19 protein-coding genes and 4 tRNA genes are annotated in these 24,993 nt (G+C 64.8%); 7 read left to right on the top strand and 16 right to left on the bottom strand.

Annotated elements, in window-relative coordinates; translation table 11 throughout:
* Nucleotides 1-73 precede the first annotated feature (73 nt).
* Nucleotides 74-694 carry a YqhA family protein gene (locus tag AC1D3B_RS24040; protein WP_478193180.1) on the top strand — a complete coding sequence of 207 codons (621 nt, stop codon included), beginning with the start codon at nucleotides 74-76 and terminating at the stop codon, nucleotides 692-694.
* Between the two features lie 21 nt (nucleotides 695-715).
* Here the strand turns inward: AC1D3B_RS24040 and fumC are convergent, their stop codons facing one another.
* Nucleotides 716-2,113, bottom strand: a complete 1,398-nt coding sequence (gene fumC / locus AC1D3B_RS24035; RefSeq protein ID WP_478193179.1) for a class II fumarate hydratase — start codon at nucleotides 2,111-2,113, stop codon at nucleotides 716-718.
* A 140-nt stretch (nucleotides 2,114-2,253) separates the two neighbouring features.
* Between fumC and AC1D3B_RS24030 the strand changes: the two genes are divergently transcribed.
* Genes AC1D3B_RS24030 through AC1D3B_RS24020 form a run of 3 tightly spaced genes read left to right on the top strand, consistent with a single transcriptional unit; the run spans nucleotide 2,254 to nucleotide 5,428 of the window.
* On the top strand, nucleotides 2,254-3,804 hold the full coding sequence (locus tag AC1D3B_RS24030) for a fumarate hydratase (protein WP_478193178.1): 1,551 nt from the start codon (nucleotides 2,254-2,256) through the stop codon (nucleotides 3,802-3,804).
* Between the two features lie 2 nt (nucleotides 3,805-3,806).
* Nucleotides 3,807-4,655, top strand: a complete 849-nt coding sequence (murI, locus tag AC1D3B_RS24025; protein WP_478193177.1) for a glutamate racemase — start codon at nucleotides 3,807-3,809, stop codon at nucleotides 4,653-4,655.
* Between the two features lie 8 nt (nucleotides 4,656-4,663).
* Nucleotides 4,664-5,428: a PA3715 family protein gene (locus AC1D3B_RS24020; protein WP_478193176.1), complete on the top strand. Its 765-nt coding sequence runs from the start codon at nucleotides 4,664-4,666 to the stop codon at nucleotides 5,426-5,428.
* 18 nt (nucleotides 5,429-5,446) lie between these two features.
* Here the strand turns inward: AC1D3B_RS24020 and AC1D3B_RS24015 are convergent, their stop codons facing one another.
* The 13 genes from AC1D3B_RS24015 to AC1D3B_RS23955 all read right to left on the bottom strand — a co-directional run bounded on the left by AC1D3B_RS24015 (nucleotide 5,447) and on the right by AC1D3B_RS23955 (nucleotide 20,462).
* Nucleotides 5,447-6,745: an MFS transporter gene (locus AC1D3B_RS24015; RefSeq protein ID WP_478193175.1), complete on the bottom strand. Its 1,299-nt coding sequence runs from the start codon at nucleotides 6,743-6,745 to the stop codon at nucleotides 5,447-5,449.
* 70 nt (nucleotides 6,746-6,815) lie between these two features.
* Complete coding sequence (locus AC1D3B_RS24010) at nucleotides 6,816-7,448, bottom strand: DUF6806 family protein (protein ID WP_286599117.1); 633 nt, start codon at nucleotides 7,446-7,448, stop codon at nucleotides 6,816-6,818.
* Between the two features lie 22 nt (nucleotides 7,449-7,470).
* Nucleotides 7,471-7,563, bottom strand: a tRNA-Leu gene (locus AC1D3B_RS24005).
* A gap of 86 nt (nucleotides 7,564-7,649) precedes the next feature.
* Nucleotides 7,650-7,723: transfer RNA gene (locus tag AC1D3B_RS24000), tRNA-Cys, on the bottom strand.
* Between the two features lie 76 nt (nucleotides 7,724-7,799).
* Nucleotides 7,800-7,875, bottom strand: a tRNA-Gly gene (locus AC1D3B_RS23995).
* Between the two features lie 54 nt (nucleotides 7,876-7,929).
* Nucleotides 7,930-10,371, bottom strand: a complete 2,442-nt coding sequence (gene lon / locus AC1D3B_RS23990; RefSeq protein ID WP_478193174.1) for an endopeptidase La — start codon at nucleotides 10,369-10,371, stop codon at nucleotides 7,930-7,932.
* Nucleotides 10,372-10,490: 119 nt separating this feature from the next.
* The gene (clpX, locus tag AC1D3B_RS23985; protein WP_478193173.1) at nucleotides 10,491-11,756 is read right to left on the bottom strand and encodes an ATP-dependent Clp protease ATP-binding subunit ClpX; all 1,266 of its coding nucleotides are present in this window, start codon (nucleotides 11,754-11,756) and stop codon (nucleotides 10,491-10,493) included.
* 107 nt (nucleotides 11,757-11,863) lie between these two features.
* Entirely contained in the window at nucleotides 11,864-12,472 is a 609-nt protein-coding gene (gene clpP / locus AC1D3B_RS23980) for an ATP-dependent Clp endopeptidase proteolytic subunit ClpP (RefSeq protein ID WP_478193172.1), read from the bottom strand.
* A gap of 95 nt (nucleotides 12,473-12,567) precedes the next feature.
* The gene (gene tig, locus AC1D3B_RS23975) at nucleotides 12,568-13,881 is read right to left on the bottom strand and encodes a trigger factor (protein ID WP_478193171.1); all 1,314 of its coding nucleotides are present in this window, start codon (nucleotides 13,879-13,881) and stop codon (nucleotides 12,568-12,570) included.
* Between the two features lie 29 nt (nucleotides 13,882-13,910).
* Nucleotides 13,911-13,997, bottom strand: a tRNA-Leu gene (locus tag AC1D3B_RS23970).
* Between the two features lie 112 nt (nucleotides 13,998-14,109).
* The gene (locus tag AC1D3B_RS23965) at nucleotides 14,110-17,283 is read right to left on the bottom strand and encodes an efflux RND transporter permease subunit (RefSeq protein WP_478193170.1); all 3,174 of its coding nucleotides are present in this window, start codon (nucleotides 17,281-17,283) and stop codon (nucleotides 14,110-14,112) included.
* Nucleotides 17,284-17,294: 11 nt separating this feature from the next.
* Nucleotides 17,295-18,461, bottom strand: coding sequence for an efflux RND transporter periplasmic adaptor subunit (locus AC1D3B_RS23960; RefSeq protein WP_478193169.1), 1,167 nt, complete (start codon nucleotides 18,459-18,461; stop codon nucleotides 17,295-17,297).
* Between the two features lie 87 nt (nucleotides 18,462-18,548).
* Nucleotides 18,549-20,462: a potassium transporter Kup gene (locus AC1D3B_RS23955; RefSeq protein WP_478193168.1), complete on the bottom strand. Its 1,914-nt coding sequence runs from the start codon at nucleotides 20,460-20,462 to the stop codon at nucleotides 18,549-18,551.
* A 55-nt stretch (nucleotides 20,463-20,517) separates the two neighbouring features.
* On the opposite strand from AC1D3B_RS23955, the gene hpnC reads away from it, so the two are divergent.
* The 3 genes from hpnC (at nucleotide 20,518) to hpnE (ending at nucleotide 23,690) form a co-directional block, all read left to right on the top strand.
* Complete coding sequence (gene hpnC, locus AC1D3B_RS23950; RefSeq protein ID WP_478193167.1) at nucleotides 20,518-21,414, top strand: squalene synthase HpnC; 897 nt, start codon at nucleotides 20,518-20,520, stop codon at nucleotides 21,412-21,414.
* 13 nt (nucleotides 21,415-21,427) lie between these two features.
* Nucleotides 21,428-22,267: a presqualene diphosphate synthase HpnD gene (gene hpnD / locus AC1D3B_RS23945; RefSeq protein WP_478193194.1), complete on the top strand. Its 840-nt coding sequence runs from the start codon at nucleotides 21,428-21,430 to the stop codon at nucleotides 22,265-22,267.
* A 142-nt stretch (nucleotides 22,268-22,409) separates the two neighbouring features.
* Nucleotides 22,410-23,690: a hydroxysqualene dehydroxylase HpnE gene (gene hpnE, locus AC1D3B_RS23940; protein ID WP_478193166.1), complete on the top strand. Its 1,281-nt coding sequence runs from the start codon at nucleotides 22,410-22,412 to the stop codon at nucleotides 23,688-23,690.
* A 45-nt stretch (nucleotides 23,691-23,735) separates the two neighbouring features.
* Here hpnE and AC1D3B_RS23935 read toward each other — a convergent pair whose 3' ends face one another.
* Both AC1D3B_RS23935 and AC1D3B_RS23930 read right to left on the bottom strand, forming a co-directional pair.
* On the bottom strand, nucleotides 23,736-24,737 hold the full coding sequence (locus AC1D3B_RS23935; RefSeq protein WP_478193165.1) for an AraC family transcriptional regulator: 1,002 nt from the start codon (nucleotides 24,735-24,737) through the stop codon (nucleotides 23,736-23,738).
* A 12-nt stretch (nucleotides 24,738-24,749) separates the two neighbouring features.
* A complete protein-coding gene (locus AC1D3B_RS23930; RefSeq protein WP_478193164.1) occupies nucleotides 24,750-24,968 on the bottom strand; it encodes a hypothetical protein in 219 nt (72 codons plus the stop codon).
* Between the last annotated feature and the right edge of the window lie 25 nt (nucleotides 24,969-24,993).

Below are 24,993 nucleotides of genomic sequence, written 5' to 3'. Positions count from 1 at the left end.
GCCGGCATGCGCACCCTAGAATCGCGCGTTTCCCCGTTGTTCGCGCCAGTCCAACAACCACCGCTTCGCATCGATGTCAAACTCCGACCCCCTCCTCCCGCCCACCGGCAAGACCTCGCCGCTGCGCCCCCTGCCCAACCTGATCTTCGCGAGCCGCTGGCTGCAGTTGCCTCTGTACCTGGGCCTCATCGTGGCGCAGGCCGTGTACGTCGTGCATTTCCTGGTCGAGCTGCTGCACCTGGTCGAAGCCACGTTCGGCAACAAGGACGCCCTCGAGTCCCTGGTTACGAGCATTGGCTACAAGACCGCCGCGCCCATCGCCTCGCTCAATGAAACCGTCATCATGCTCGTCGTGCTGGCGCTCATCGACGTGGTGATGATCTCCAACCTGCTGATCATGGTGATCGTCGGGGGCTACGAGACTTTCGTGAGCCGCATGAACCTCGAAGGCCATCGCGACCAGCCCGAGTGGCTCAGTCACGTGAATGCGTCGGTGCTGAAGGTCAAGCTCGCGACGGCCATCATCGGCATCAGCTCGATCCACCTGCTCAAGACCTTCATCAACGCGGACAACTACACCGACCGCGTGCTGATCGCGCAGACGGCGATCCACATCACCTTCCTGTTGTCGGCTATGGCGATCGCGGTCACGGACCGGCTGATGGCGCCCGGCCGCCCCGGCAACGACCATTGAGGCCGAGAGGGCGGCGAGCGGTCACCGCCCGGTCATGTTCTCGGGAATCACCCACTGATCGAACTGCTCGGCCGTCAGGTGTCCTGAGGCAATCGCCGCGTCGCGCAGGCTGCTGCCTTCCTTGTGCGCCTTCTTCGCGATGAAGGCCGCCTTGTCGTAGCCGATATGGGTATTGAGCGCCGTCACCAGCATCAACGAGCGCTGGACCAGTTCGGTGATGCGCTCGCGGTTCGGCTCGATGCCCACCGCGCAGTGGTCGTTGAAGCTCACCATGCCATCCGCCAGGAGGCGCACGCTCTGCAGGAAGTTGTGCGCCACCATCGGGCGGAACACATTGAGCTCGAAGTTGCCGGAGGCGCCGCCGATGTTGATCGCGACATCGTTCCCGAACACCTGGGCGGAGAGCATCGTGACGGCCTCGCTCTGCGTCGGATTGACCTTGCCCGGCATGATGGAAGAGCCGGGCTCGTTTTCGGGAATGCTCAGTTCGCCGATACCGCTGCGCGGACCGCTGGCGAGCCAACGCACGTCGTTGGCGATCTTGGTCATGCTCGCGGCCAAGGTCTTGAGAGCGCCATGCGCATGCACGAGGGCATCGACCGAGGCCATCGCCTCGAACTTGCTCGGCGCCGTGACGAAGGGCAATCCGGTGAGCTTCGCCAATTCGGCGGCGACCTGCTCCGCATAGCCCTTCGGTGCGTTGAGGCCGGTGCCCACCGCCGTCCCGCCTAGCGCTAGTTCGCACAGGTGCGGCAACGCCGCGCGCACATGCGCTTCACCATGCGCCAGTTGGGCCACATAGCCTGAGAACTCCTGGCCCAGTGTGAGCGGCGTCGCATCCTGCAGGTGGGTGCGGCCGATCTTCACGATGTCGGCAAAGTCGCCGGACTTCTTGTCGAGCGTGGCCCGCAGCTTGGCAATGGCCGGCAGCAGCTTGTGCGTGATCGAATCGACCGCCGCAACGTGCATGGCCGTGGGAAACACGTCGTTCGACGACTGGCTGCGATTGACATCGTCGTTCGGGTGCACGAGCCGACCTTCGCCGCGTTCGCCACCCAGCAGTTCGCTGGCGCGATTGGCGAGGACCTCGTTGACGTTCATGTTGGTCTGCGTGCCCGATCCGGTCTGCCACACGACCAGCGGGAATTCGTCGTCATGCTTGCCGACGATGACCTCGTCGGCCGCCGCGACGATGGCCTGGGTCTTCTTTTCGTCCTGAAGGCCCAGCGCGTGGTTCACCACCGCCGACGCCCGCTTGACCTGGGCCAGCGCCCGGATGATCTCGCGCGGCTGTTTCTCGCCGGAGATGTCGAAGTTCTGAAGTGAACGCTGCGTTTGCGCGCCCCAGAGCTTGTCGGCAGGCACCTCGATGGGGCCGAAAGTATCGCGTTCGACGCGGGTCTTGGAACTTGTCGCCATGATGGATGCTCCGCTGGTGAAGATGGCAGCGTGCCGCGCGAGAAGATAGCACAAGGCTATCCGCGGCGCCGGTCGGACAGGTGCGAACGCGGCAGGGATAATTGCGGGGTTTGTCCGCCACCTTCCCCACGAGAATCGCCATGACCATCATCCAGCAAGCCGACCTGATCGAGTCGGTCTCCGCCGCGCTGCAATACATCAGCTACTACCACCCGACCGATTACATCGCCCACCTGGCCAAGGCCTATGAGCGCGAGCAGAGCCCTGCCGCCAAGGACGCGATGGCGCAGATCCTGACCAACAGCAAGATGAGCGCCACCGGGCATCGCCCGATCTGCCAGGACACGGGCATCGTCAATGTGTTCCTGAAGGTCGGCATGGACGTCCGCTGGGGCGGTTTCACCGGCAGTCTGGACGACGCCATCAACGAAGGCGTTCGCCGCGGCTACAACCACCCCGACAACACGCTGCGCGCCTCGGTCGTGGCCGATCCGCAGTTCGACCGCAAGAACACCAAGGACAACACGCCGGCCGTGATCTTCACCGAGATCGTGCCAGGCAACACGGTCGAAGTGACCGTCGCGGCCAAGGGCGGCGGCAGCGAGAACAAGAGCAAGCTCGTGATGCTGAACCCCGGCGACAGCGTGGTCGACTGGGTGCTCAAGACCGTGCCGACCATGGGCGCTGGCTGGTGCCCACCGGGCATGCTGGGCATCGGCATCGGGGGCACGGCCGAGAAGGCCACCCTGCTCGCCAAGGAAAGCCTGATGGACGACCTCGACATGCACGAGCTGCAGGCCAAGAAGGCATCGGGCGCCGAACTGAGCAAGGTCGAGGCGCTGCGCATCGAGCTGTATGAAAAGGTCAACGCGCTCGGCATCGGGGCGCAGGGGCTGGGCGGTCTTTCCACTGTGCTCGACGTCAAGATCAAGATGTACCCGACGCACGCGGCGAGCAAGCCGGTGGCGATGATCCCGAACTGCGCCGCGACGCGCCACGCGCACTTCGTGCTGGATGGCTCGGGTCCGGTGTACCTCGAGGCGCCCTCGCTGGACTTGTGGCCGAAGATCGACTGGGCGCCCGACTACAACAAGAGCAAGCGCGTCGACCTCGACAAGCTCACGCCCGCCGAAGTCGCGAGCTGGAAGCCGGGCGACACGCTGCTGCTCAACGGCAAGATGCTGACCGGCCGCGATGCGGCCCACAAGCGCATCGCAGACATGCTCGCCAAGGGCGAGAAGCTGCCGGTGGACTTCACCAATCGGGTGATCTACTACGTTGGCCCGGTCGATCCGGTCGGCAACGAGGCCGTGGGCCCGGCCGGTCCGACGACGGCAACGCGCATGGACGGATTCACAGAGATGATGCTGGCCCAGACCGGGCTGATCGCGATGATCGGCAAGGCCGAGCGCGGCCCGGTCGCCATCGAGGCAATCAAGAAGCACCAGAGCGCGTACCTGATGGCTGTCGGCGGCGCGGCCTACCTGGTGAGCAAGGCGATCAAGACGGCCAAGGTGGTTGGCTTTGCCGACCTCGGCATGGAAGCCATCTACGAATTCGACGTGGTCGACATGCCCGTGACAGTGGCGGTCGACGCCGGTGGCACGAGTGCGCACATCACAGGCCCGGCGGAATGGCAGAAGCGCATCGCGAGCGGCGAATTCAAGACGATCGCGCTGCAACCGGCTTGAGCATGAAGCCGGTCGGCAACCACTCCAGCGCCGATCGGCCGATTGGCGTGTTCGACAGCGGCGTCGGGGGCCTGAGCGTCCTGAACGCGTTGCGCGAGGAACTGCCGCAAGAGCGATTCGTCTATTTCGCGGACACTGCGCATGCGCCCTATGGCGAGCGCGGGGATGCGTACGTCGTCGAACGCAGCGGCGCGGTCGCGCGCTATCTCCTGGAAACGCATCGGATCAAGGCGCTGGTCGTGGCTTGCAACACCGCGACGGCGGCTGCGATCCACCAGCTTCGGGCGGAACATCCGGCGTTGCCGGTGGTCGGCGTCGAACCGGCGCTGAAGCCTGCGGTGGCGCACAGCAAGACCGGTCACATCGCGGTCATGGCGACGCGGGTGACCGTGGAAAGCCGCAAGTTCGAAGCGCTGCGGGAGTCGCTCGACGGGCAGGCGACGTTTCACATCGTTCCTTGCGACGGCCTCGCGGGTGCCATCGAGCGGTCCGATGCCCCGACGATCGCGACGCTGTGCCAGCAGTACGCCAATGCCGCCGGGACGTACGGAAATCAGCCCGGACAGATCGACACGCTGGTGCTGGGCTGCACGCACTATCCCTTCATTGCCGACCATCTGCGCCACCACACCGGCGATGCGGTGCGCTTCATCGATACCGGTGCGCCGGTGGCGCAGCAAACGCGCCGGCTACTGGGCCGGACGGGCCAACTCACTGACGCAGGTGACGGCGCCGTCCTGCTTCTTGGCAGTGCGGCGCCTGAGCTGCTCGACGCGGCCGCGATGCGCTGGCTCGCCTTGCCTGCCGCTCGCGCGGGCCTTGCCCACGCTGTCGCGGCAGCAACCGCCTGACGCCACGCATGGGCCTCAGATTCCTTGCCGCGTGCCTTCTGGGCGCCTTCTGCGTCGCAGGGCACGCCGCGTGCGATACAGGTCTCGCGGAGCGGATGCACGCCAAGCTGCATCCCAAGCGCGTGCTCGACCACGAGCGCGCCGTGTGCGAGCCCTGGCGGGGCTTCCCTGGTCGATTCATCGTCGTCCTGCCCATGCCCCGCGAATCCTCCGAGCCCGGCTCGACGCAATTCGACCTGGACGTGCTGGTGGTCCAGCAAGCCGACAACGGGAACACGGACCGCGCCAGGGTCGTCAGCCGGCTGTTCGAGGAGTCGGCCCTGACCGAAGACGCGGTGCGCATCGGCGAGATCAAGGTCGACACGGCACGCTACACGCTGGCTTCGGATGCGCGGGCCTTCGGGTTGCGCGTTCTTCGCCAGGGTTCGTCGCGCGCCAACCCCTATTCCAACGAAACCCTGTCGCTCTACGTCCCGCAAGGCCAGAAGCTCGCCAAGGTCCTGGACGAACTTCAGCTGACGCTGGAGCGGGGCGAGTGGGACACCAATTGCACGGGCAACTTCGAGACTGTGCGAGGAGCACTTTCCGTCGCACGGGGCAGCGTGCACAGCGGTTACGCCGACCTGATCCTGCGTGAAGCGCGATCGGAGAGCCGATCAACGCCGCAGGGCGACGAGTGCATGACGCACGAGCGGCCGGCGACCTTCAAGTCGACCGTTCTGCGCTACGACGGGTCAGGCTACCGCACCTCGAACGCCGTGGCATCCGAGTGATGTTGCCAGGTTCCGGTATCAGGCTCGCAGCGCGGCTTCGCGACCGCGTCGCATGTCGATTGGCAACAGCAGCAGCAGTCCGGCAATGAACAGCGCCGCGGTCGACAGGATCGCGACGCGCTGGTTGCCCCCCGTCATCCAGGTGATGGCGCCGTAGCTCAGTGGACCGATGATGCTGGCGAGCCGCGTGGCAAAGGTCCAGAGTCCGAAGAACTCGGCAAGCTGGCGCGGCGGAGCGAGAACGCCCGTCATCGCGCGGCCCGCCGACTGGCTGGATCCCATCGCCAACCCGGCGATCGACGCAGCCCACCAAAAGCCACCCTTCGTCGTCACGGAGGCCGCGATCACGCAGACGGCGATCCAGGCCACCAGGGTGCCCGCGAGCGAACGCTTGTGACCGAGCCGGTCCTGCCAGTAGCCGAACACGAAAGCACCCAGCGCTGCGGCGATATTCAGCACGAAGATCAGCACCATCGTCTCGCTGGGGACGAAGCCGATCACCTGCTCGGCATAGATGGCAGCCAGCGTGATCGCCACCGCTACCCCTCCCTGATAGCAGACGGTGCAGGCCAGCAGCCACATGAAGTCACCGTACTGGCGCGCCTCGCGGAAGGTGCTGTTCAGTTGCAGCCAGGCGCTTTGCCCCTCGTCTCGCATCTGAGGCATGGCGCGTTCGGGAAGCAGAGCAAAGGTCACGCAAGCGGCCACGCCGTAGATCGCTGCCGTGATTAGCATGGTGACCGGCACGAAATGCGCGGCCGGCAAGCCCTTGGCTTGCGCAGAAAGCACATAGGCGAGGCAGAGGCCCAGCGCGAGCATTCCGCCGATGTAGCCGAACGCCCATCCCCAGCCGCTGACCTTTCCCATGCCTTCGGCCGTCGCGAGTTCCGGCAGGAAGGCGCCGGTCAGCGATTCGCCGTACGAATAGAAGGTGTTGGAAATGATCACGAGGACCATGGCCAACGCCACGGCGTAGGTCCCCGCCGCGCGCGGCGTGAGGGCCAGCGCCGCGGTGCCGAAAACGCACCCCGCAGTGACGATCATCAGTACGCGCTTCTTGGCTGCGTGGAGGTCGGCCCAGGCGCCGATCGCAGGCATGGTCAGCATCACGATCGCATACGAGATGCTCAGGGCCACCGTCCAGGCGAAAGCACCCCAGGACGCGCCTTTCGCGATGCCGCCGACAAAGTAGGCCGCGAACACCGCAGTGATCACGACCGTGGTGTAGCCCGAGTTGGCGAAGTCGTACATGGCCCATCCGAAGACCTCGCGCTTGCGCACACCGGACCGGAGGGCTGACTGGGGGAACAGGGCCAAGCGACGTCTCCTCGAAAAGAACGTCGCCGAGCATAGCGGAGCGGCTTGACCGCCCCGTGTCGCGCTGCGGCTAGTGCAGGTGGCGCGGACGGCGACCGCCGCCGTGTCCGCCGCTGCCCGCGCCGCCGGTGCCGCCGCGAGGTCGCTTGCCGATCTCGAGCGAATTCACCAGCGCATCGAAGCGATCGCCGAACAGCTTGTCGATCTCGGCCACAACACCGCCGAGTTCGGCGCCGTCGAAGTGGCGCTCCATGAGGTTGACGACATCCTCGACCAGCAGGTCGCGCTGCACCTGCATGATTGCTGCGGGGTTGGGGCCGACGAACAGCATCAGGAAGTCGTCGCGCGACTCCTCGTCGGGATCGCCCTCTTCCTCGTCGAAGTCGGTGTCGTAGAAGGTGACTTCGAGTGCAGCGCCCTGCTCCGCGAGTTCGTTGAGCGCCATGCACATCTCGTCGAGCGCCTGGCGGAAATCCTCGTCGCCGGCGACCGTCCAGCAGATCTGGAGCATGTGGTCCTTCTGCTCGAAGCGGATGCCCGGCTCTTCCTCGTAGACGCTGGTCGCGCCGTCGGCCAGCGAACGGGCGCCGGCGTATTTCCAGAGCGGCTTGAGCGCTTCCTGGATCTGCTCGAAGCTCACATCGGAACGCAACGGCACATCGCCGTGCACGTGGATTTCGAACGGAGCGTTATAGCGAGGCATGTCTTGCTCCCTTGTAGTGTGGTGGTGCCCGGAACCGGGGTCGAACCGGTACGCCCCTTATGCAGGAAGCGGCGGATTTTAAGTCCGATGTGTCTACCAATTTCACCATCCGGGCGTCCGGTCGGATATTGACGATACCCCAAACAAAAACAGCCCCGGCAACGTTGGTTGGCGGGGCTGCATTTTCGGTACCGAAGGAAGTGGAGGCGCGACCCGGAGTCGAACCGGGCTAGACGGATTTGCAATCCGTTGCATAACCGCTTTGCTATCGCGCCACGCTCTTTTTTCGAGACTTTCGAAGTCGTATAAACCGCGAAAAAAAGGGAAGCCTGAGCTTCCCTTTTTCAAAACTGGAGCGGGAAAAGAGTCTCGAACTCTCGACCTCAACCTTGGCAAGGTTGCGCTCTACCAACTGAGCTATTCCCGCGTTTCGAGCCTCGAATTATATAGCATTTTTTCGAGGTCCCGCAACCGTCGGCACTCAATGCTTGATGGATCCTTCGGCAGGTTGTGCGGCGCGCTGCTTGGCCAGTTCGGCCACTGCAGCAGCAGATGCTGCAACCTCTTCGTCGGACAAAGGCGTCGGCATCTTTTCCAGCGCGATCTCGAGGACCTTGTCGATCCACTTCACCGGCACGATCTCGAGGCCGTTCTTCACGTTCTCGGGAATGTCCTGCAGATCCTTCGCGTTCTCTTCAGGGATCAGCACGGTCTTGATGCCGCCGCGCAATGCGGCCAGCAGCTTTTCCTTCAGGCCGCCGATCGCGGTGACTTCGCCACGCAGCGTGATCTCGCCGGTCATCGCGACATCGGCACGAACCGGAATGCCCGTGAGCGCCGACACGAAGGCCGTCGTCATCGCAGCGCCCGCGCTGGGCCCGTCCTTGGGCGTCGCGCCGTCAGGCACGTGGATGTGAATGTCGCGCTTCTCGAAGATCTCGTCCTTGATGCCGAGCCGACGAGCACGGCTGCGCACCACGGTGCGGGCAGCTTCCACCGACTCCTTCATGACGTCGCCGAGCGAACCCGTGCGGCTGATCACGCCCTTGCCGGGCATCGTGACCGCCTCGATCGTGAGCAGGTCGCCGCCGACTTCCGTCCATGCGAGACCCACCACCTGACCGACCTGGTTCTGCTTCTCTGCGAGGCCGAAGGTGTACTTGCGCACGCCGAGGAAGTCGTTGAGGTTCTCGCCGTTGACGACAACCTGCGGCTCCATCTTCTTGAGCAGCAGTCCCTTGACCACCTTGCGGCAGATCTTCGACAGCTCGCGTTCGAGCGAGCGCACGCCGGCTTCGCGGGTGTAGTAGCGCACGATGTCGCGCACCGCTTCTTCGGTGATGAGGAGTTCCTCTTCCTTCACGCCGTTGTTCTTCATCTGCTTGGGCAGCAGGTACTTCAACGCGATGTGCGTCTTCTCGTCCTCGGTGTAGCCCGCGAGACGAATGACCTCCATCCGGTCCAGCAGCGCCGGAGGGATGTTCATCGAGTTCGACGTCGCAACGAACATCACGTCGCTCAAGTCGAAATCGACCTCGACGTAGTGATCGCCGAAGGTGTGGTTCTGCTCGGGGTCGAGCACTTCGAGCAGTGCACTCGACGGGTCGCCGCGGAAGTCCGTGCCGAGCTTGTCGATTTCGTCCAGCAGGAACAGTGGATTGCGCGTGCCGACCTTGTTCAGGCTCTGCAACACCTTGCCCGGCAGCGCGCCGATGTAGGTGCGGCGATGGCCGCGAATCTCGGCCTCGTCACGCATGCCGCCAAGGGCCATGCGCGTGTACTTGCGGCCGGTCGCCTTGGCGATCGATTGCCCGAGCGAGGTCTTGCCGACGCCCGGTGGGCCGACCAGGCACAGGATCGGCGCCTTGACCTTGTCGACGCGTTGCTGCACCGCGAGATATTCCAGGATGCGGTCCTTGACCTTCTCGAGGCCGTAGTGGTCCTCGTTGAGGACTTCCTCGGCATGGGCGAGATCGTGCTTGATCTTGGTCTTCTTGCTCCACGGCAGGCCGATGAGCACATCGATGTAATTGCGCACCACCGTCGCCTCGGCCGACATCGGCGACATCAGCTTGAGCTTCTTGAGTTCGCCCTCGGCCTTCTTGAGCGCTTCCTTGGGCATCTTGGCGAGCTTGATCTTCTTCTCGATCTCTTCGATGTCCGCGCCCTCTTCGCCTTCGCCCAGTTCCTTCTGGATGGCCTTGACCTGTTCGTTCAGGTAGAAGTCGCGCTGGTTCTTTTCCATCTGGCGCTTGACGCGGCCGCGGATCTTCTTGTCGACGTTGAGGATGTCGACCTCGCGCTCGAGTTGACCGAAGAGGTTCTCGAGCCTCGCCTTGATGTCGTCCAGGTCGAGCACGGCCTGCTTGTTGTCGAGCTTGAGCGGCAGGTGGGCGGCGATAGTGTCAGCCAGTCGGCCCGGATCGTCGATGCTGGAGATCGAGGTGAGGATCTCGGGCGGGATCTTCTTGTTGAGCTTCACGTACTGGTCGAACTGCTGCATCACGGCACGCCGCAGCGCCTCGACTTCCGTGCCCTTTTGAGTCGCGACCTCGGTCGCCTGGACCGGCGTCACGTTCGCGGAGAAATGCGTTTCACCGTCGTCGATGCGGTTGACGCGCGCGCGTTGCTGGCCCTCGACCAGCACCTTCACCGTACCATCGGGCAGCTTCAGCATCTGGAGGATCGTCGATATGCAGCCGACCTCGAACATGTCCTCGACCGAGGGCTCGTCCTTGGCGGCGGCCTTCTGGGCGACCAGCATGATGCGCCGTTCGGCTTCCATGGCGAGTTCGAGTGCCTTGATGCTCTTGGGACGCCCGACGAACAGCGGGATGACCATGTGAGGGAACACGACCACGTCGCGCAGCGGAAGCAGCGGCAGGTCGAGTTCGGTGGCAGGCAGGGGGGTATGACCGGACATGGGAATCCTTTACTTGATCATGGAAAGATGGTCGGGCCCGCGCACTTTTCAAGTGCGCGGGCACGGTCTTCGTCGAAGACGCCGGACGCCTGGCGGGGAGCGGCCGGCTGCGTGTGCATTCAGGCCTTCTTGGCGGCTTCGCGGTAGACAAGCAAGGGTGGCTTGTTCTCGTCGATCGTGGATTCCTCGACCACGACCTTGTCGACGTTGGTCGCGTTCGGGAGCTCGAACATCGTGTCGATCAGCGACTGCTCCAGGATCGAGCGCAAGCCGCGCGCCCCGGTTTTCCGGGCAAGCGCCTTGCGCGCAATGGCCTTCAAGGCAGCCGGACGGATCTCGAGGTCCACGCCCTCCATCTGGAGCAGCTTGGTGAATTGCTTGACCACGGCATTCTTCGGCTCGGTCAGGATCTGCACCAGCGCGTCTTCGCTGAGCTCGGCGAGCGAGGCCACGACCGGCATACGGCCGACCAGTTCGGGAATCAGGCCAAACTTGATCAGGTCTTCGGGCTCGACCTCGCGGAACACCTCGGTCACGCTGCGCTGCTTCTTGCTCTTGACCGATGCGCCGAAACCGATGCCCGAGGCCTCGGTGCGGTTTTCGATGACCTTCTCGAGGCCCGCGAACGCACCACCGCAGATGAACAGGATGTTGGTCGTGTCGATCTGCAGGAAGTCCTGGTTGGGATGCTTGCGGCCGCCTTGCGGGGGTACGCTGGCCATCGTGCCTTCGATCAGCTTCAGCAGTGCCTGCTGAACGCCCTCACCCGACACGTCGCGGGTGATCGAAGGGTTATCCGACTTGCGGGAGATCTTGTCGATTTCGTCGATGTAGACAATGCCGCGCTGGGCGCGTTCGACCTCGTAGTTGCAGCTTTGCAGCAGCTTCTGGATGATGTTCTCGACGTCCTCGCCCACGTAGCCGGCTTCGGTCAGAGTGGTGGCATCGGCCATCACGAAGGGAACGTCGAGCATGCGGGCCAGCGTCTGGGCCAGCAGCGTCTTGCCCGAACCGGTCGGGCCGATCAGCAGGATGTTGCTCTTGCTGAGTTCGACGTCGTCGCCCTTGGCCTTTTCCTTGTGGCGCAGGCGCTTGTAGTGGTTGTAGACCGCGACCGACAGCATGCGCTTCGCGGGCTCCTGCCCGATCACGTAGTTGTCGAGGTTGGCCTTGATCTCCAGCGGCGTCGGCAGGTCGCTACGACCCTCGCGCGCTTCCTCGCCCGCGGGGAGTTCGTCGCGGATGATTTCGTTGCACAGGTCGATGCATTCGTCGCAGATGAAGACCGACGGTCCGGCGATCAGCTTCTTGACCTCGTGCTGACTCTTCCCGCAGAACGAGCAGTAAAGCGTTTTTTCGCTGGAGGAGCCTTTTTTCTCGGCCATGGACAAATGCCTCGTAACAGGGGTTTAACAATGATAGCGAAACAAAAACGGCGTTTCCCGTGTGGGAAAACGCCGTTGTTGCTCGGGCGCCTCAGCGCCAGGGTGCCTTAACTGCGCTTCGCGATCACTTGGTCGATCAAACCGTACTCTTTGGACTCGTCCGCGGTCAGAAAATAATCCCGTTCCGTGTCGCGGGCAATCTTTTCGAATGACTGGCCGGTGCGATCCGCCAGGATGCGGTTCATCAGCTCGCGCGTCTTCAGGATGTCGCGCGCGTGGATCTCGATGTCCGTAGCCTGGCCGCGAGCGCCGCCGAGCACCTGGTGGATCATGATCTTGGAGTTCGGGAGCGAGAAACGCTTGCCCTTCTCGCCGGCCGCCAGCAGGAAGGCGCCCATGCTGGCCGCAAAACCGATGCACAGCGTCGACACGTCGGGCTTGATGAACTGCATGGTGTCGTAGATGGCCATGCCGGCGCTCACGCTGCCACCTGGGGAATTGATGTAGAACGAGATGTCCTTGTCAGGGTTTTCGCTCTCGAGGAACAGAAGCTGCGCCACCACGAGGTTGGCCGTCTGGTCGTTGACTTCACCGACCAGGAAGATCACCCGTTCCTTGAGAAGGCGCGAATAGATGTCGTAGGACCGTTCGCCACGGCCTGACTGCTCGATGACCATCGGAACCATGCCGAGGCCTTGAATATCCTGTGCGCTCATGTTTGCTCTCCAGAGGGGGTTGTACTTTACCCAAACGAAATGGGGCTCGTGCCACAAAGCACAAGCCCCATGGATCGCAAGGCTGCTCCGCGTGATCAGCCCTGCTGGGCCATCAGTTCGTCGAAGGACACCGACTTGACGTTGATCTTGGCCTTGTCGAGCACGAAATCCGTCACATTGTTCTCGATCACGACAGCTTCGACTTCCGCGAGGCGGCGGTTGTCGCTGAAATACCAGCGAACCACGTCGGCCGGCTTCTCATAGCTGGCGGCGAGCTCGTCGATGTGGGCCTTGATCTGCTCGGGCTTGGCTTGCAGGTTGTTCGAACGGACCAGTTCGGCCACTACGAGGCCCAGACGCACGCGGCGCTCGGCTTGCGGACGGAACACGTCGTCGGGGATCGGCGTCTTGTCGGCGTCCTTGATGCCGCGCTGCTTGAGCTCGGCACGGGCGCCTTCGATCATGCGGTCGACTTCGGCCTGCACGCTCGACTTGGGCAGGTCGAGTTCGGCGTTGGCGATCAGCGCGTCCATCACCGCGTTCTTGTTGCGGGCCAGGAGGCGGAACTTGACTTCGCGCTCGAGGTTCTTCTTGATGTCGGCGCGCAGGCCTTCGACCGTGGCGTCGGCGATGCCGAGCGACTTGGCGAGTTGCTCGTTGACTTCGGGCAGGTGCGAAGCCTCGATCTTCTTCACGGTGACCATGAAATCGGCCTGCTTGCCGGCCACGTCCTTGCCGTGATAGTCGGCCGGGAAGGACAGCGGGAACGTGCGGCTGTCGCCGGACTTCAGGCCGCGCACGGCGTCTTCGAATTCCTTGAGCATCTGGCCTTCGCCGACGATGAACTGGAAGTCGTCGGCCTTGCCGCCCTGGAAGGTCTCGCCGTCGATCTTGCCTTCGAAGTCGACCGTGACACGATCGCCGTCCTGGACGACGGCGTCCTGCGCGCGTTGCGCGAAGGTGCGGCGCTGCTTGCGCAGGATGTCGAGCGTCTTGTCGATCGCGTCGTCGCCGACTTCGGCACTGAGCTTCTCGACTTCGGCGCCGGACAGGTCATTGATCTTGACGTCCGGGAACACTTCGAAAATCGCGTCGAACGCGAGTTCGCCTTCGGGCGAGCCTTCCTTTTCGGTGATGCGGGGCTGTCCGGCCACGCGCAGCTTGGCTTCGTTGGCAGCCTGCGAGAAGGCCTCGCCGACCTTGTCGTTCATGACCTCGTAGTGAACCGAGTAGCCGTAACGCTGGGCCACGACGTTCATCGGCACCTTGCCGGGACGGAAGCCGTCCATCTTGACGGTGCGGGCCAGCTTCTTGAGGCGCGAATCGACCTCGGACTGGATGGTGCCGACCGGCAAGGTCAGCGTGATCTTGCGTTCGAGCTTCTCGAGGGTTTCAACGTTCACGGTCATTTGAGTCTTCCTTGTGAGGGGTCTTGTGCTGGTGCGCGGGGCCGGACTCGAACCGGCACGCCATTGCTGGCGTCAGGACCTAAACCTGGTGCGTCTACCAATTTCGCCACCCGCGCGGTTCCAGTGTCTTCAGGTGATGTATACCGAAGGCGGCCCGCAGGCCGCCTTCGGTCATTCGGAAGCGGACGACCCGGAAGCCCCCCGCCTGAAATCGGTCAACCGCGTATTTTAAGCGCGAACGAGAGCCTCCTCGGCCTCCACCACCGGGTTTCTCTCGTCGCGCTTCACGCGGAACCAGGCGGCGTACATCGCCGGCAGCGCCAGCAATGTCAACACGGTCGCCACGATGAGGCCGCCCATGATCGCCACCGCCATCGGGCCCCAGAAAACGCTGCGCGACAGCGGAATCATCGCCAGCACGGCCGCCGCCGCCGTCAGCACGATCGGCCGCAACCGCCGCACAGCCGATTCGACGATCGCGTCCCAGGTTGCAACGCCCGCGGCGCGGTCGCTCTCAATCTGGTCGATCAGGATCACGGCGTTGCGCTGGATCATCCCCATCAGCGCAATCACGCCCAGCAGCGCCACGAACCCGAACGGCCGGTTGAGCAGGAGCAGCGCCCCCGCGACGCCGACGATGCCCAGCGGCCCCGTGATGAAGACCAGCAGCGACCGGCTGAAGCTGTGCAGTTGCAGCATCAGCAGCGTGAACACCAGGAACAGCATGATCGGCACGCCCGCCACGATGGATGCCGAGCCCTTGCTGCTTTCCTCCACGGCACCGGCCACCTCGATGCGATAGGCGCCGTCGCCCGCCGCGTGCCATTTCGCCTCGAGTTCGCGCAGCTTGGGCAGCAACTGGTTGGTCACCGTCGCGCCCTGCAGCCCCTCGACGATGTCGCCCTGCACCGTGATCGCGTAGTCGCGGTTCTCGCGCCACATGACGCCCGGCTCCCAGGTGAAGACCGGCTTGGCGATCTGCGTCAGCGGAATCGCGCGGCCCGAGCTTGTCGGAAGGTAGGCATTGCCGATATCCGAGATCGATTCGCGCTCGTCCGGAGACTGCCGCACCATGATGTCGATGAGCAGGTCGTTCTCGCGGTACTGGCCGACGGTCGTGCCGCTGAACATGGTCCGCGAGGCCTGTGCGATCGCCTGGCTCGTGACGCCCAGCGCACGCGCCTTGTCCTGGTCGATTTCCAGCCGGATCACCTTGACCGATTCGTTCCAGTTGTCGTTGACGCCCCGCATGTTGGGGTTCTGGCGCATCAGGGCCTTGACCTGGTCGGCGTGCGCGCGCAGTTTTGCAGGGTCGGTGCCAATCACGCGGAACTGCACGGGGTACGGCACCGGCGGGCCGTTGGGCAGCAGTTTGACGCGGCCGCGCGCCTCGGGGAACTCCTGGGCCAGCACGGCCGGCAGCTTGATGCGGAGCGACTCGCGGTACTTCAGGTCCTTGGTCAGCACGATCATCTGCGACACATTGGTCTGCGGGAAGACCTGATCCAGCGGCAGGTAGAAACGGGGCACACCCGAGCCGATCCAGGTCGTCACCGTCTCGACGCCCGCTTCCCGCTGCAGGCGCTGCTCGACGCGCTCGGCCACCTCTTCGTTCGCGGCGAAGGACGTGCCTTCCGGAAACCACAGCTCGACGAGGATCTCCGGCCGGCTCGAATCCGGGAAGAACTGCTGCTGCACCTTCCCCATGCCGACGATGCCCAGCGCAAAGACCAGCAGCGTGGCGCCGATCGTCATCCACCGATGCTCGACGCACCAGTTCACCATGCGCCGGAAGGCGTTGTAGAACGGCGTGTCGAACAGTTCGTGTGGCGGGGCATCGGGATCGTGCGGCTTCACCTTGAGCAGCAGGGTGCCGAGGTAGGGCACGAAGTACACCGACACGAACCAGCTCAGCACCAGCGCGATCACCGTGACCGCGAAGATCGCGAAGGTGTATTCCCCGGTGACCGACTTCGCGATGCCGATCGGCAGGAAGCCCGCCGCCGTGATCAGCGTGCCCGTGAGCATCGGCTTGGCGGTGACGTCGTAGGCGAAGGTCGCGGCACGCACCTTGTCGTAGCCCTCCTCCATCTTCCGCACCATCATCTCGACGGCGATGATCGCGTCGTCGACCAGCAGGCCGAGCGCGATGATCAGCGATCCGAGCGATATCTTGTGCAGGCCGATGCCGAAGTAGTTCATGGCCAGGAACGTCACTGCCAGCACCAGCGGAATGGTGATCGCCACCACCAGGCCAGGCCGGATGTCGATGTACCAGCCGAAACGCCCGCCTCGGTGCAGCCCCAGCGCGACGAAGCTGACCGCCAGCACGATCGCCACGGCCTCGATCAGGACGTGGATGAATTCATTGACCGACCTCGACACCGCGACCGGCTGGTCCTGCACCTGCACGAGCTTGACGCCGAGCGGCAACTGCTTGTCGATCTCGGCGGTGGCGCTTCGCAGCGACTTGCCGAGCGCGATGATGTCGCCGCCCTTGGCCATCGAGACCCCGAGCCCAATGACTTCCTTCCCCTGGTGGTGCACCTTGACCGCGGGCGGATCGACGTAGGCACGACGAATCTCCGCGATGTCGCCCAGGCGCATGTGGTTGCCAGAGCTGCCCTGGATCGGCATCGCGCGCAGTTGCTCCACGCTCGTGAACTGGCCGCCGACGCGCACCTGCACCACGTCCTGCGGCGACTGGATCGTTCCGGCGCTCTCGATCGCGTTCTGCGACCCGAGCTGAGCCAGCACCGTGTTGAAGTCGAGGCCGAGTTGCGCCAGCCGCTTCTGCGAGACCTCGATGAAGACCTTCTCGTCCTGCACGCCGAACTGCTCGACCTTGGCCACATCCTGCACGCGCAGCAGCCGCTGGCGCACGTCGTCCGCGAAGGTCTTGAGCTCGGCGTAGGTAAAGCCGTCGCTCTCCAGCGCGTAGATCACGCCGTAGACGTCGCCGAAGTCATCGTTGAAAAAGGGGCCCTGGACGCCGGCCGGCAGCGTGCCGCGCATGTCGGCGATCTTCTTGCGCACCGTGTACCAGACATTGGCGACCTCGCCGGCCTTCGATGAATCCTTGATCTGAAAGATGATCTGCGACTCGCCCGGCTTGGAGTAGCTGCGGATCTTGTCGGCGTACGGCGCTTCCTGGAGCGTGCGCTCGAGCTTGTCGGTCACCTGCTCGGCCACCTGCTGCGCCGTGGCGCCCGGCCAGTACGTCCGGACCACCATCGCGCGGAACGTGAATGGTGGGTCTTCGTCCTGGCCGAGCTGGAAGTAGGACGCGAAGCCCAGCAGCATCAGCACCAGCATCAGGTAGCGTGTGAGCGCGGAGTGCTCTAGCGCCCATTTCGAGAGATTGAATCCGGCCTTGCCGGACGCGTCGGTCTGGGACGTCATGTCAGGCGTCCTCAGCGCGTGGCAACGGGAGCGACGGGCACCGACTCTTGGGCGGGACTGCCGGGCGCGGCGCCCTTCCCTTTCTCCTGGTAGATCGAGACCTTCTGGCCCGGGGAGAGCACGTGCACGCCGGCAGCGACGACGAGCATGCCCGGGGTGATGCCGGTGCCGATGACCGCGTCGTTGCCATCGGCGGTGGCGACCTGCACGGCCTGCGAGCGGACCGTCATCGAGTCCTTGTCGAGCACCCACACGGCCGTGCCCTGGCCTTCCTGGCGCAACGCGCTGGTCGGCAGCTTCAACACCGGCGTGCCGGTGTGCGACAGCGCCTTCGGACGTGCGTAGACCGTGGCACCCAACGCCGGCGCCGTGGCGGCATCGATGGTCACCTTGATCGTGTAGGTCCGCGTGACCGCGTCGGCACTCGCCGCAACCTCGCGCACCTTGCCTTCGAGATCCGTGCCGCTGGCCCAACCGCGCACTGCGACGGCGGAACCCGCCTTGACCAGTCCGGCCCGGTCTTCGGGCACGGCGAACACAACGTCACGAGCGCCGTCCTGGGCGATGCGCACGACCGGCGTCCCGGCCGCGACCACTTGTCCCGGCTCGGCTTCGATGGCGGTGATGACGCCCGCCACGTCGGCAATCAGCGTCGTGTAGTTGGCCTGGTTGCCCTGCGACGAGAGCTGCGCCTGGGCCTGTTCGAGCTGGGCCTGCGCGGCCTTGTACGTCGTCTCGCGGCGCTCCAGGTCGGCGCCGCTGATGAAGTTCTGTGCGCGCAGTTCGCGATAGCGCTTGAGGTCCGCCGCGGCGAGATCGCGATTGGTCAGCGCCGCTGCATGTTGCGCACGGGCGCCTTCGGCGGCCAGCTTGTAGTCCTGCGCATCAAGTTGCGCCAGCACCTGGCCAGCCTGCACGTGCTGCCCGAGTTCGGCCTGTCGACGCGTGATCTTGCCGGCCACCCGGAACCCGAGCCGCGACTCGACGCGGGCGCGAACCTCGCCCGAATATTCCGGCTCGGTGCCGTAGGCGCTCGTCCCCACCAGGACCACCTTGACCGCACGCAGGGGCTCTTCGGCAGCCGGAGGGCGGGAGCAGCCGGCGAGTCCGGCCAGGGTGAGGATCGCAAGCAGCAGGCCCACGCGGCTGGGGAACGATGAGAGGGACGACGCGGTCATGAAGCACCCTTGAAGATTCGGTCGGGGTCATTAATGACCAGCCGGTTAGTAATCTAGGGTAAACGCGAATCCCTGTCAACGAAAACACTAATTCCGTTGGCCCATCTCCACGAGTCGATTGCCGGGCAACTCGAAGTAGTCCGAGGCCCGCCCGGCGTTTCGCTGGAGCCAGCCGAACAGCGCCCGTCGAACCGGATTCATCCCCGGCAGGGCTTCGTCGCCGATCGAGGCACGAGACACGAAGTACGACGTCGACATCGATTCGCAGGCCAGCCCTTTCTGGTAAGCCAGGATGCGGATGAACTCGGGCACGTCCGGGCGCTCCATGTAGCCGTGACGCGCGATGACGACCCACACGCCGTGTCCGAACGATTCGGCCTCGATCCGAATGCGAGCGTCCACCCGCGGCGTGTCGCACGACTGCACCTTGAGCACGATCACTTGTTCATGGAGCACCTGGTTGTGCTTGAGGTTGTGCAGCAGCGCATGCGGCACCGACTCCGCATCGGCGTTCAGGAACACGGCCGTTCCCTTGACCCTGTGCGGCATGTGCGCCTCGAGCGACCGCACGAAAGGCGCCAGCGGCAGGCTCTCCGCCGCAGCGGCCTCCAACCCGAGGCGCCTTCCCTTGGCCCAGGTCGTGAACACGACCATCACCACCACGGCCACCGCCAGCGTGAGCCAGCCGCCCTCGGCGATCTTCAGGCTGTTGGCGACCACGAAAGTGACGTCGACCACGGCGAAGAGCGCTACGCCCACCACCACGGCCACACGATTCCAGCGCCAGAGCTTGAAAGCCACGATGCCGGCCAGCAGCGTGGTGGTCACCATCGTGATCGACACCGCGATCCCATAGGCCGCCGACAGTGCGCTCGAACTCCGGAAACCGAGCACCAGCAGCAGCACGCCCACCATCAACATCCAGTTGACGCCCGGCACGTAGATCTGGCCGATGGCCTCGCCGGAGGTCTGGATCACACGCATGCGCGGCAGGTAGCCCATGCGCATCGCCTGCGCCGTCAGCGAGAACGCGCCGGAGATGACGGCCTGCGAGGCGATGACCGTCGCCATGGCCGCAAGGATCACCATCGCCAGCACGGCCCATGACGGAAAGAGCCGGAAGAACGGATTGTCGATGGCCGCCGGATTCGACAACACCAGCGCCCCCTGGCCGAAATAGTTGAGCACGAGGCCGGGCAAGGCGATGAAGATCCACGCCAGCCGAATCGGCCGCGCGCCGAAATGGCCCATGTCGGCATAGAGCGCTTCCCCACCGGTGAAGGCAAGGAACACCGCGCCCAGCACGCCGAGCGACTGCGCACGGTGCGTGACCAGGAAGCCGACCGCATGACGCGGATCCAGTGCCGCCAGTACCTCCGGATGCTTCAGGACCTGCCACAGGCCGCCCACTGCGATCGCGAGGAACCACAGCAGCATGACCGGCCCGAACACCTTGCCCACCGCGCCGGTGCCCTTGCGCTGCATCGCGAACAGGCCGACGAGGATCACCAGCGTGATGGGCACCACGAAGTGGCTCAACCCCGGCGCCTCGACTTCCAGGCCCTCGACCGCCGAGAGCACCGAGATGGCCGGCGTGATGAGGCTGTCGCCGTAGAACATGGCCGCGCCCAGGAGCCCCAGCGCCCCGATCAGTTGCCAGACCCAGGGCCGCGCCGACGGGCCAGCCACCGAAATCCGGGCCAGCGCCTGCAGCGCCAGGATGCCGCCTTCGCCGTCTTGGTCCGCGCGCAGCACGAAGACCACGTACTTCAGCGTCACGACGAACATCAGCCCCCAGAAGATCAGCGAGAGCAGGCCGAGCACCACTTCGGGCGAGAAGGCCACTCCATGCTCCGGATTCAGCGTTTCCTTGAACGCGTAGAGCGGCGAGGTGCCGATGTCGCCGAAGACCACGCCGAGCGCCGCGATCATCACGGCCGGGCCGGCACTCGGATGAGGCGCAGCGTCGGCGGGGGATAGTTTCTGCGTCGTTGCGGTCATGGGGGTCCGTCGTGGGTGAGCCGATCGTACTGTGCCGTGAAGCACAATCCGCCGCGTGCCATCCAGCCCCAATCCCGTGCTCGCCGCAACGCCGACGCACTACGAGAACTTCCCCGTCGCCTCCTGGCTGTGCCCGCCGCGGCTGCGGCCGCCCATCGCCGCGATCTACGCCTTTGCGCGCACGGCCGACGACATCGCCGATGAAGGCGATGCCAACCCAGCCGAGCGGCTCGATGACCTGCGCGCCTTTCGCGCGGACCTCGCTGCCACGGCGCGGGGCGCGGCGCCCTCCGACCGCTGGCCCGAAGTCTTCGGGCCGCTCGCGCACGCCATGCGCGACTTCGCATTGCCCGAAGGCCTTCTGGCCGATCTCCTCTCCGCCTTCATGCAGGACATCGAGAAGACGCGCGACGGCGCGGGCTACGCCGATCGCGCCGAACTGCTCGACTACTGCCGCCGCTCGGCCAATCCCGTCGGGCGCCTGCTCCTGCATCTGTACGGCGTGAACGATACGCCCTCGCTCGCGCAGAGCGACGCCATCTGCAGCGCCTTGCAACTCATCAATTTCTGGCAGGACCTGAGCGTCGATCTCCCACGCGGCCGCTTCTACCTGCCGCGCGAGGACGCGCGGGCGCACGGCCTGGACGCCGGCGCCTTCGGCGCCTTCAGGCCGCTCGGGCAGGCAGCACCGCCATCGCAGGCCATCGCGCTCGTCGCCAGCCAGGCCGCATGGGCGCGCGCGCTGATGCGTGAAGGCGCACCGCTCGTGCATCGCCTGCCGGGCCGCGCCGGATGGGAACTGCGCTTCGTGGTGCAGGGCGGCAACCGCGTCCTCGACAAGATCGAGGCGCTGGGTTGCGACACTTTCTCGACCCGCCCGACCATCGCCAAGGCCGACGCGCCGCTGCTCGCATGGCGGGCCCTGTGTATGCGGAGACAATCGCCCGCATGAAGAGGCCCGAATGATGAACCCCGAGCAGTACGTCCAGGACAAGGCCGCTGCATCGGGCAGCAGTTTTTATTACGCATTCCTGTTTTTGCCCAAGCCGCGCCGCGCCGCGATCACGGCCTTCTATGCGTTTTGCCGAGAGATCGACGATGTGGTCGACGAGGTCACCGACCCCGGCGTCGCGGCCACCAAGCTGGCCTGGTGGCGAACCGAGGTCGCACAGTCCTATGCGGGACAGCCGCATCACCCCGTGATGCAGGCGCTGATGCCGCATGTCGCAACCTACGGCATCGAAGAGCGCCAGCTGCACGAAGTGATCGAAGGCTGCCAGATGGACCTCGACCAGACGCGCTACCTCGACTTCACGGCCCTGCGGCGCTACTGCCATCTGGTCGCCGGCGTGGTCGGTGAAGGCGCGGCGCGCATCTTCGGCCAGAGCGATCCACAGACCACCGAGTACGCGCACAAGCTGGGCCTGGCGCTGCAGTTGACCAACATCATCCGCGACGTCGGCGAGGATGCGCTGCGCGGACGCATCTACCTGCCCGTCAACGAACTGCAGCAGTTCGACGTCAAGGCACACGAGATCCTGAACCGCGTCCATTCGGAGCGCTTCGTCGCCCTGATGAAGTTTCAGGCGGCGCGCACACACAAGGCCTACGACGACGCGCTCGCCCTGCTCCCGCCCGCCGACCGCCGCATGCAGAAGCCCGGCCTGATGATGGCGAGCATCTACCGCACGCTGCTGAACGAGATTGAACGCGACGACTTCCAGGTGCTGAATCAGCGTGTGAGCCTGACACCGGTGCGCAAACTCTGGCTCGCCTGGCGCGTCCAGGCGCTGGGAAAGTTGTGACGCCTTCCCGGCCCGCGCGCCCCCCGCCGGCGCCAGACTCATTCGTGAAACACCGCGGAACCGGCTTCGCCGGGCCGCCGGTGTTGCCCCCGGCAGGGGGTAGGCGAAGCGACACGAAGTGCGCGCAGCCTGGGGGGGAGCAATGAAACTGGCGATCATCGGCGGCGGATGGGCGGGCATGGCCTGCGCTGTCGAGGCCACGCAGGCAGGCCATGCGGTCACGGTCTTCGAGGCCGCGCGCAACTGGGGTGGCCGCGCGCGCGCGCTCGCCGCCACCTTGCCCGACGGACAGGACGTGACGCTGGACAACGGCCAGCACATCCTGATCGGCGCCTATACCCGCTCGCTCGAGCTGATGGCGCGCGTCGGCGTGGACATCGGGCAAGCGCTGCAACGCGTGCCCCTCATCCTGCGATTTCCCGATGGCGGTGGCTTGTCGCTGCCCCACATAGCGCCATGGCTCGACCGTGCGACACGGCACATTGCGCCCCTCGACGTCGTCGCCGGCGTGTTGGGTGCGCGCGGATGGTCCTGGCGCGACAAGCTCGCCCTACTGAAGACCTCGACGCAATGGCAGCGGCAAGGCTTCGTATGCCCGGAGGAACAAACGGTGGCCAGCCTGTGCGCCACGCTCACGCCACGCGTTCGCGCCGAACTCACCGATCCGCTGTGCGTGTCGGCCCTCAACACACCCGCCGAGCAGGCCAGCGGCAAGGTCTTCCTGCGCGTGCTGGCCGAGGCGTTGTTCTACACACCGGGCGGGTCGCAATTGCTGTTGCCCCGCGTGGACCTCGGCGCGCTGTTCCCCGACGCAGCTGACCGCTGGCTGCGCGACCAAGGCGTCCGGACAGTGCTGGGGCAACGCGTCCGCGCCCTTTCACGCACAGAGGACGGCTGGCGCGCCGATGACGAGCCTTTCGATTGCATCGTGCTCGCATGCTCGCCGTGGGAAGCCGCCCGGCTGACCGCCGATCTGGCGTCGGACTGGTCTGCCATGGCCGAGGCGCTGCCGCACGAGGCCATCGCCACGATCTACCTCCATGGTGACGTCGCCCTCCAGGCGCCCTTCGTCGCACTGCGCAGCGAGCCGGACGCGCCCGCGCAGTTCGCTTTCGACCGCGGTCAACTCGGCGGCCCGAAGGGCCTGCTGGCCTTCGTGATCAGCGCAAGCACCGGCGACCGCGAAACTCTGCAACGGCAAGTGCTGGCGCAGGCACGCGACCAACTAAGCCTGGCGCATCTGAAGCCGGTGTTGACTGTGGTCGAACGGCGCGCCACCTTCGCCTGCATCCCCGGACTGGCCCGGCCACCGATGCGGATCGCGCCGAACCTCATCGCCTGCGGGGACTACGTCGAGGGCGACTATCCCGGCACGCTCGAAGGCGCGGTGCGCAGCGCCATCGCTGCCGCAGCGGCGCTCTAGCTTTCGCGTTGGAATGGACAGCCTCGCGCACCTCGACCGAAAAGCTCACGCACACCGAGTAACCCGGCGGATGGTGTCGGACGGCGCTTCTGCGAAGACGCGCTTGTAGTCGATTGCAAAGCGACCGAGATGGTTGAAGCCCACGCCCAACGCAATGGACGAGACGTTCTGGTTTGACCGGTCCTGCTGCAACTGGGCGCGTGCCTGGCGAAGCCTGTAATCCTTGAGGTAGGCAGCCGGGGTGAACCCCGTGTGCTTGCGAAAGGTCTCGAAGAGTTTGAGCCGGGAGACGCCCGCAGCTGCCTCGATGTCTTCGAGGCGGATCGTCTCACGGAAGTTTGCTTCGATGAAACTTCTGCAGCGCACGACATATTCCGGAACCTTGATGTTCAGTGCTTGCTTGATCTCCGCCGAATAGTTGCTCGGCTGGGAGAGCAGAAGGCCCTTGATCAAGGTTGCCTCGATCGCTTGGCCGAAAGTGCCACACCCGTACAGTTCACGGGCGCGCTCGATCTCGGCGTGGTGGTGCTTGACCATTCGCCACCATGCGGCACCCAAGCCGTTCACGGCGTCCATGCTTTCGGAAAATACGAGCAGTTCGTCGACGCGCCTGCCAAGGATGTCGCTCAATGTCCGCTCGATCGCGGAGCGACGGAATATGGCCTGGATCTTTGGGCAATTTCCCGCGGAGCTTAGTTCGAAGCGCTGGGCGGCCGACATGACGACGCCACGATCCGAGTCCGAAAGCACAATGCCGGACGAAGTTCGCAATTCCTGCTCGCCGGACAGGGGCAGACTGGCCATGTAGAGACTTTGCTCCTTCCGATCCACATTGACTCGCAGTTCGGCGCCAGTCTCGTCAAGGCGAGCGATTGCCGAGGACATGCCTCCCAAGAGGTGGCCGCTCAAGGTCAGTCGGTATCGATTGGGTGCGGAGACATGCTGAGAGGCCCCATGGATATCGGCATTCAATTCACACGCGCCGTTCCAGTTCAGTCCCCTGACGAGAATCGAACCGTCCGGCCCCAGCGCATCTTCGAGCAACATAACCGTCTGCGTTCAAACAGCCCCTGAGCAAAGGGTCGAAACAACAACCAACTCCTGACGAATGCGAGTATGGGTGAGTCCTCTGGCGGCACCATAGGGTTTCTCCGGATTGGAATCGAAGCGCGCCTGCGCCGCCAGACCCTTCACGGCACGCATTTTTCGGACAAAGGTCGCGAACAAATCGGATAGCTGCGGCAGGCCGTTGCCGGTCCAATGAACTGCGAGCAACAAGAACCGGATCGCCGCAAGCATAGCG

The organism is Variovorax sp. P5_A3, assembly GCF_056400665.1.
Note: the sequence above shows the minus strand (reverse complement) of the source record. Positions and strands in the feature narration are given on the sequence as shown.

What these genes read in the sequence shown, in the direction of transcription:
- AC1D3B_RS24040 (WP_478193180.1), top strand. Translation starts at nt 74, where the DNA reads ATGTCAAACTCCGACCCCCTCCTCCCGCCCACCGGCAAGACCTCGCCG.
- fumC (WP_478193179.1), bottom strand. Translation starts at nt 2,113, where the DNA reads ATGGCGACAAGTTCCAAGACCCGCGTCGAACGCGATACTTTCGGCCCC.
- AC1D3B_RS24030 (WP_478193178.1), top strand. Translation starts at nt 2,254, where the DNA reads ATGACCATCATCCAGCAAGCCGACCTGATCGAGTCGGTCTCCGCCGCG.
- murI (WP_478193177.1), top strand. Translation starts at nt 3,807, where the DNA reads ATGAAGCCGGTCGGCAACCACTCCAGCGCCGATCGGCCGATTGGCGTG.
- AC1D3B_RS24020 (WP_478193176.1), top strand. Translation starts at nt 4,664, where the DNA reads ATGGGCCTCAGATTCCTTGCCGCGTGCCTTCTGGGCGCCTTCTGCGTC.
- AC1D3B_RS24010 (WP_286599117.1), bottom strand. Translation starts at nt 7,448, where the DNA reads ATGCCTCGCTATAACGCTCCGTTCGAAATCCACGTGCACGGCGATGTG.
- lon (WP_478193174.1), bottom strand. Translation starts at nt 10,371, where the DNA reads ATGTCCGGTCATACCCCCCTGCCTGCCACCGAACTCGACCTGCCGCTG.
- clpX (WP_478193173.1), bottom strand. Translation starts at nt 11,756, where the DNA reads ATGGCCGAGAAAAAAGGCTCCTCCAGCGAAAAAACGCTTTACTGCTCG.
- clpP (WP_478193172.1), bottom strand. Translation starts at nt 12,472, where the DNA reads ATGAGCGCACAGGATATTCAAGGCCTCGGCATGGTTCCGATGGTCATC.
- tig (WP_478193171.1), bottom strand. Translation starts at nt 13,881, where the DNA reads ATGACCGTGAACGTTGAAACCCTCGAGAAGCTCGAACGCAAGATCACG.
- AC1D3B_RS23965 (WP_478193170.1), bottom strand. Translation starts at nt 17,283, where the DNA reads ATGACGTCCCAGACCGACGCGTCCGGCAAGGCCGGATTCAATCTCTCG.
- AC1D3B_RS23960 (WP_478193169.1), bottom strand. Translation starts at nt 18,461, where the DNA reads ATGACCGCGTCGTCCCTCTCATCGTTCCCCAGCCGCGTGGGCCTGCTG.
- AC1D3B_RS23955 (WP_478193168.1), bottom strand. Translation starts at nt 20,462, where the DNA reads ATGACCGCAACGACGCAGAAACTATCCCCCGCCGACGCTGCGCCTCAT.
- hpnD (WP_478193194.1), top strand. Translation starts at nt 21,428, where the DNA reads ATGAACCCCGAGCAGTACGTCCAGGACAAGGCCGCTGCATCGGGCAGC.
- hpnE (WP_478193166.1), top strand. Translation starts at nt 22,410, where the DNA reads ATGAAACTGGCGATCATCGGCGGCGGATGGGCGGGCATGGCCTGCGCT.
- AC1D3B_RS23935 (WP_478193165.1), bottom strand. Translation starts at nt 24,737, where the DNA reads ATGTTGCTCGAAGATGCGCTGGGGCCGGACGGTTCGATTCTCGTCAGG.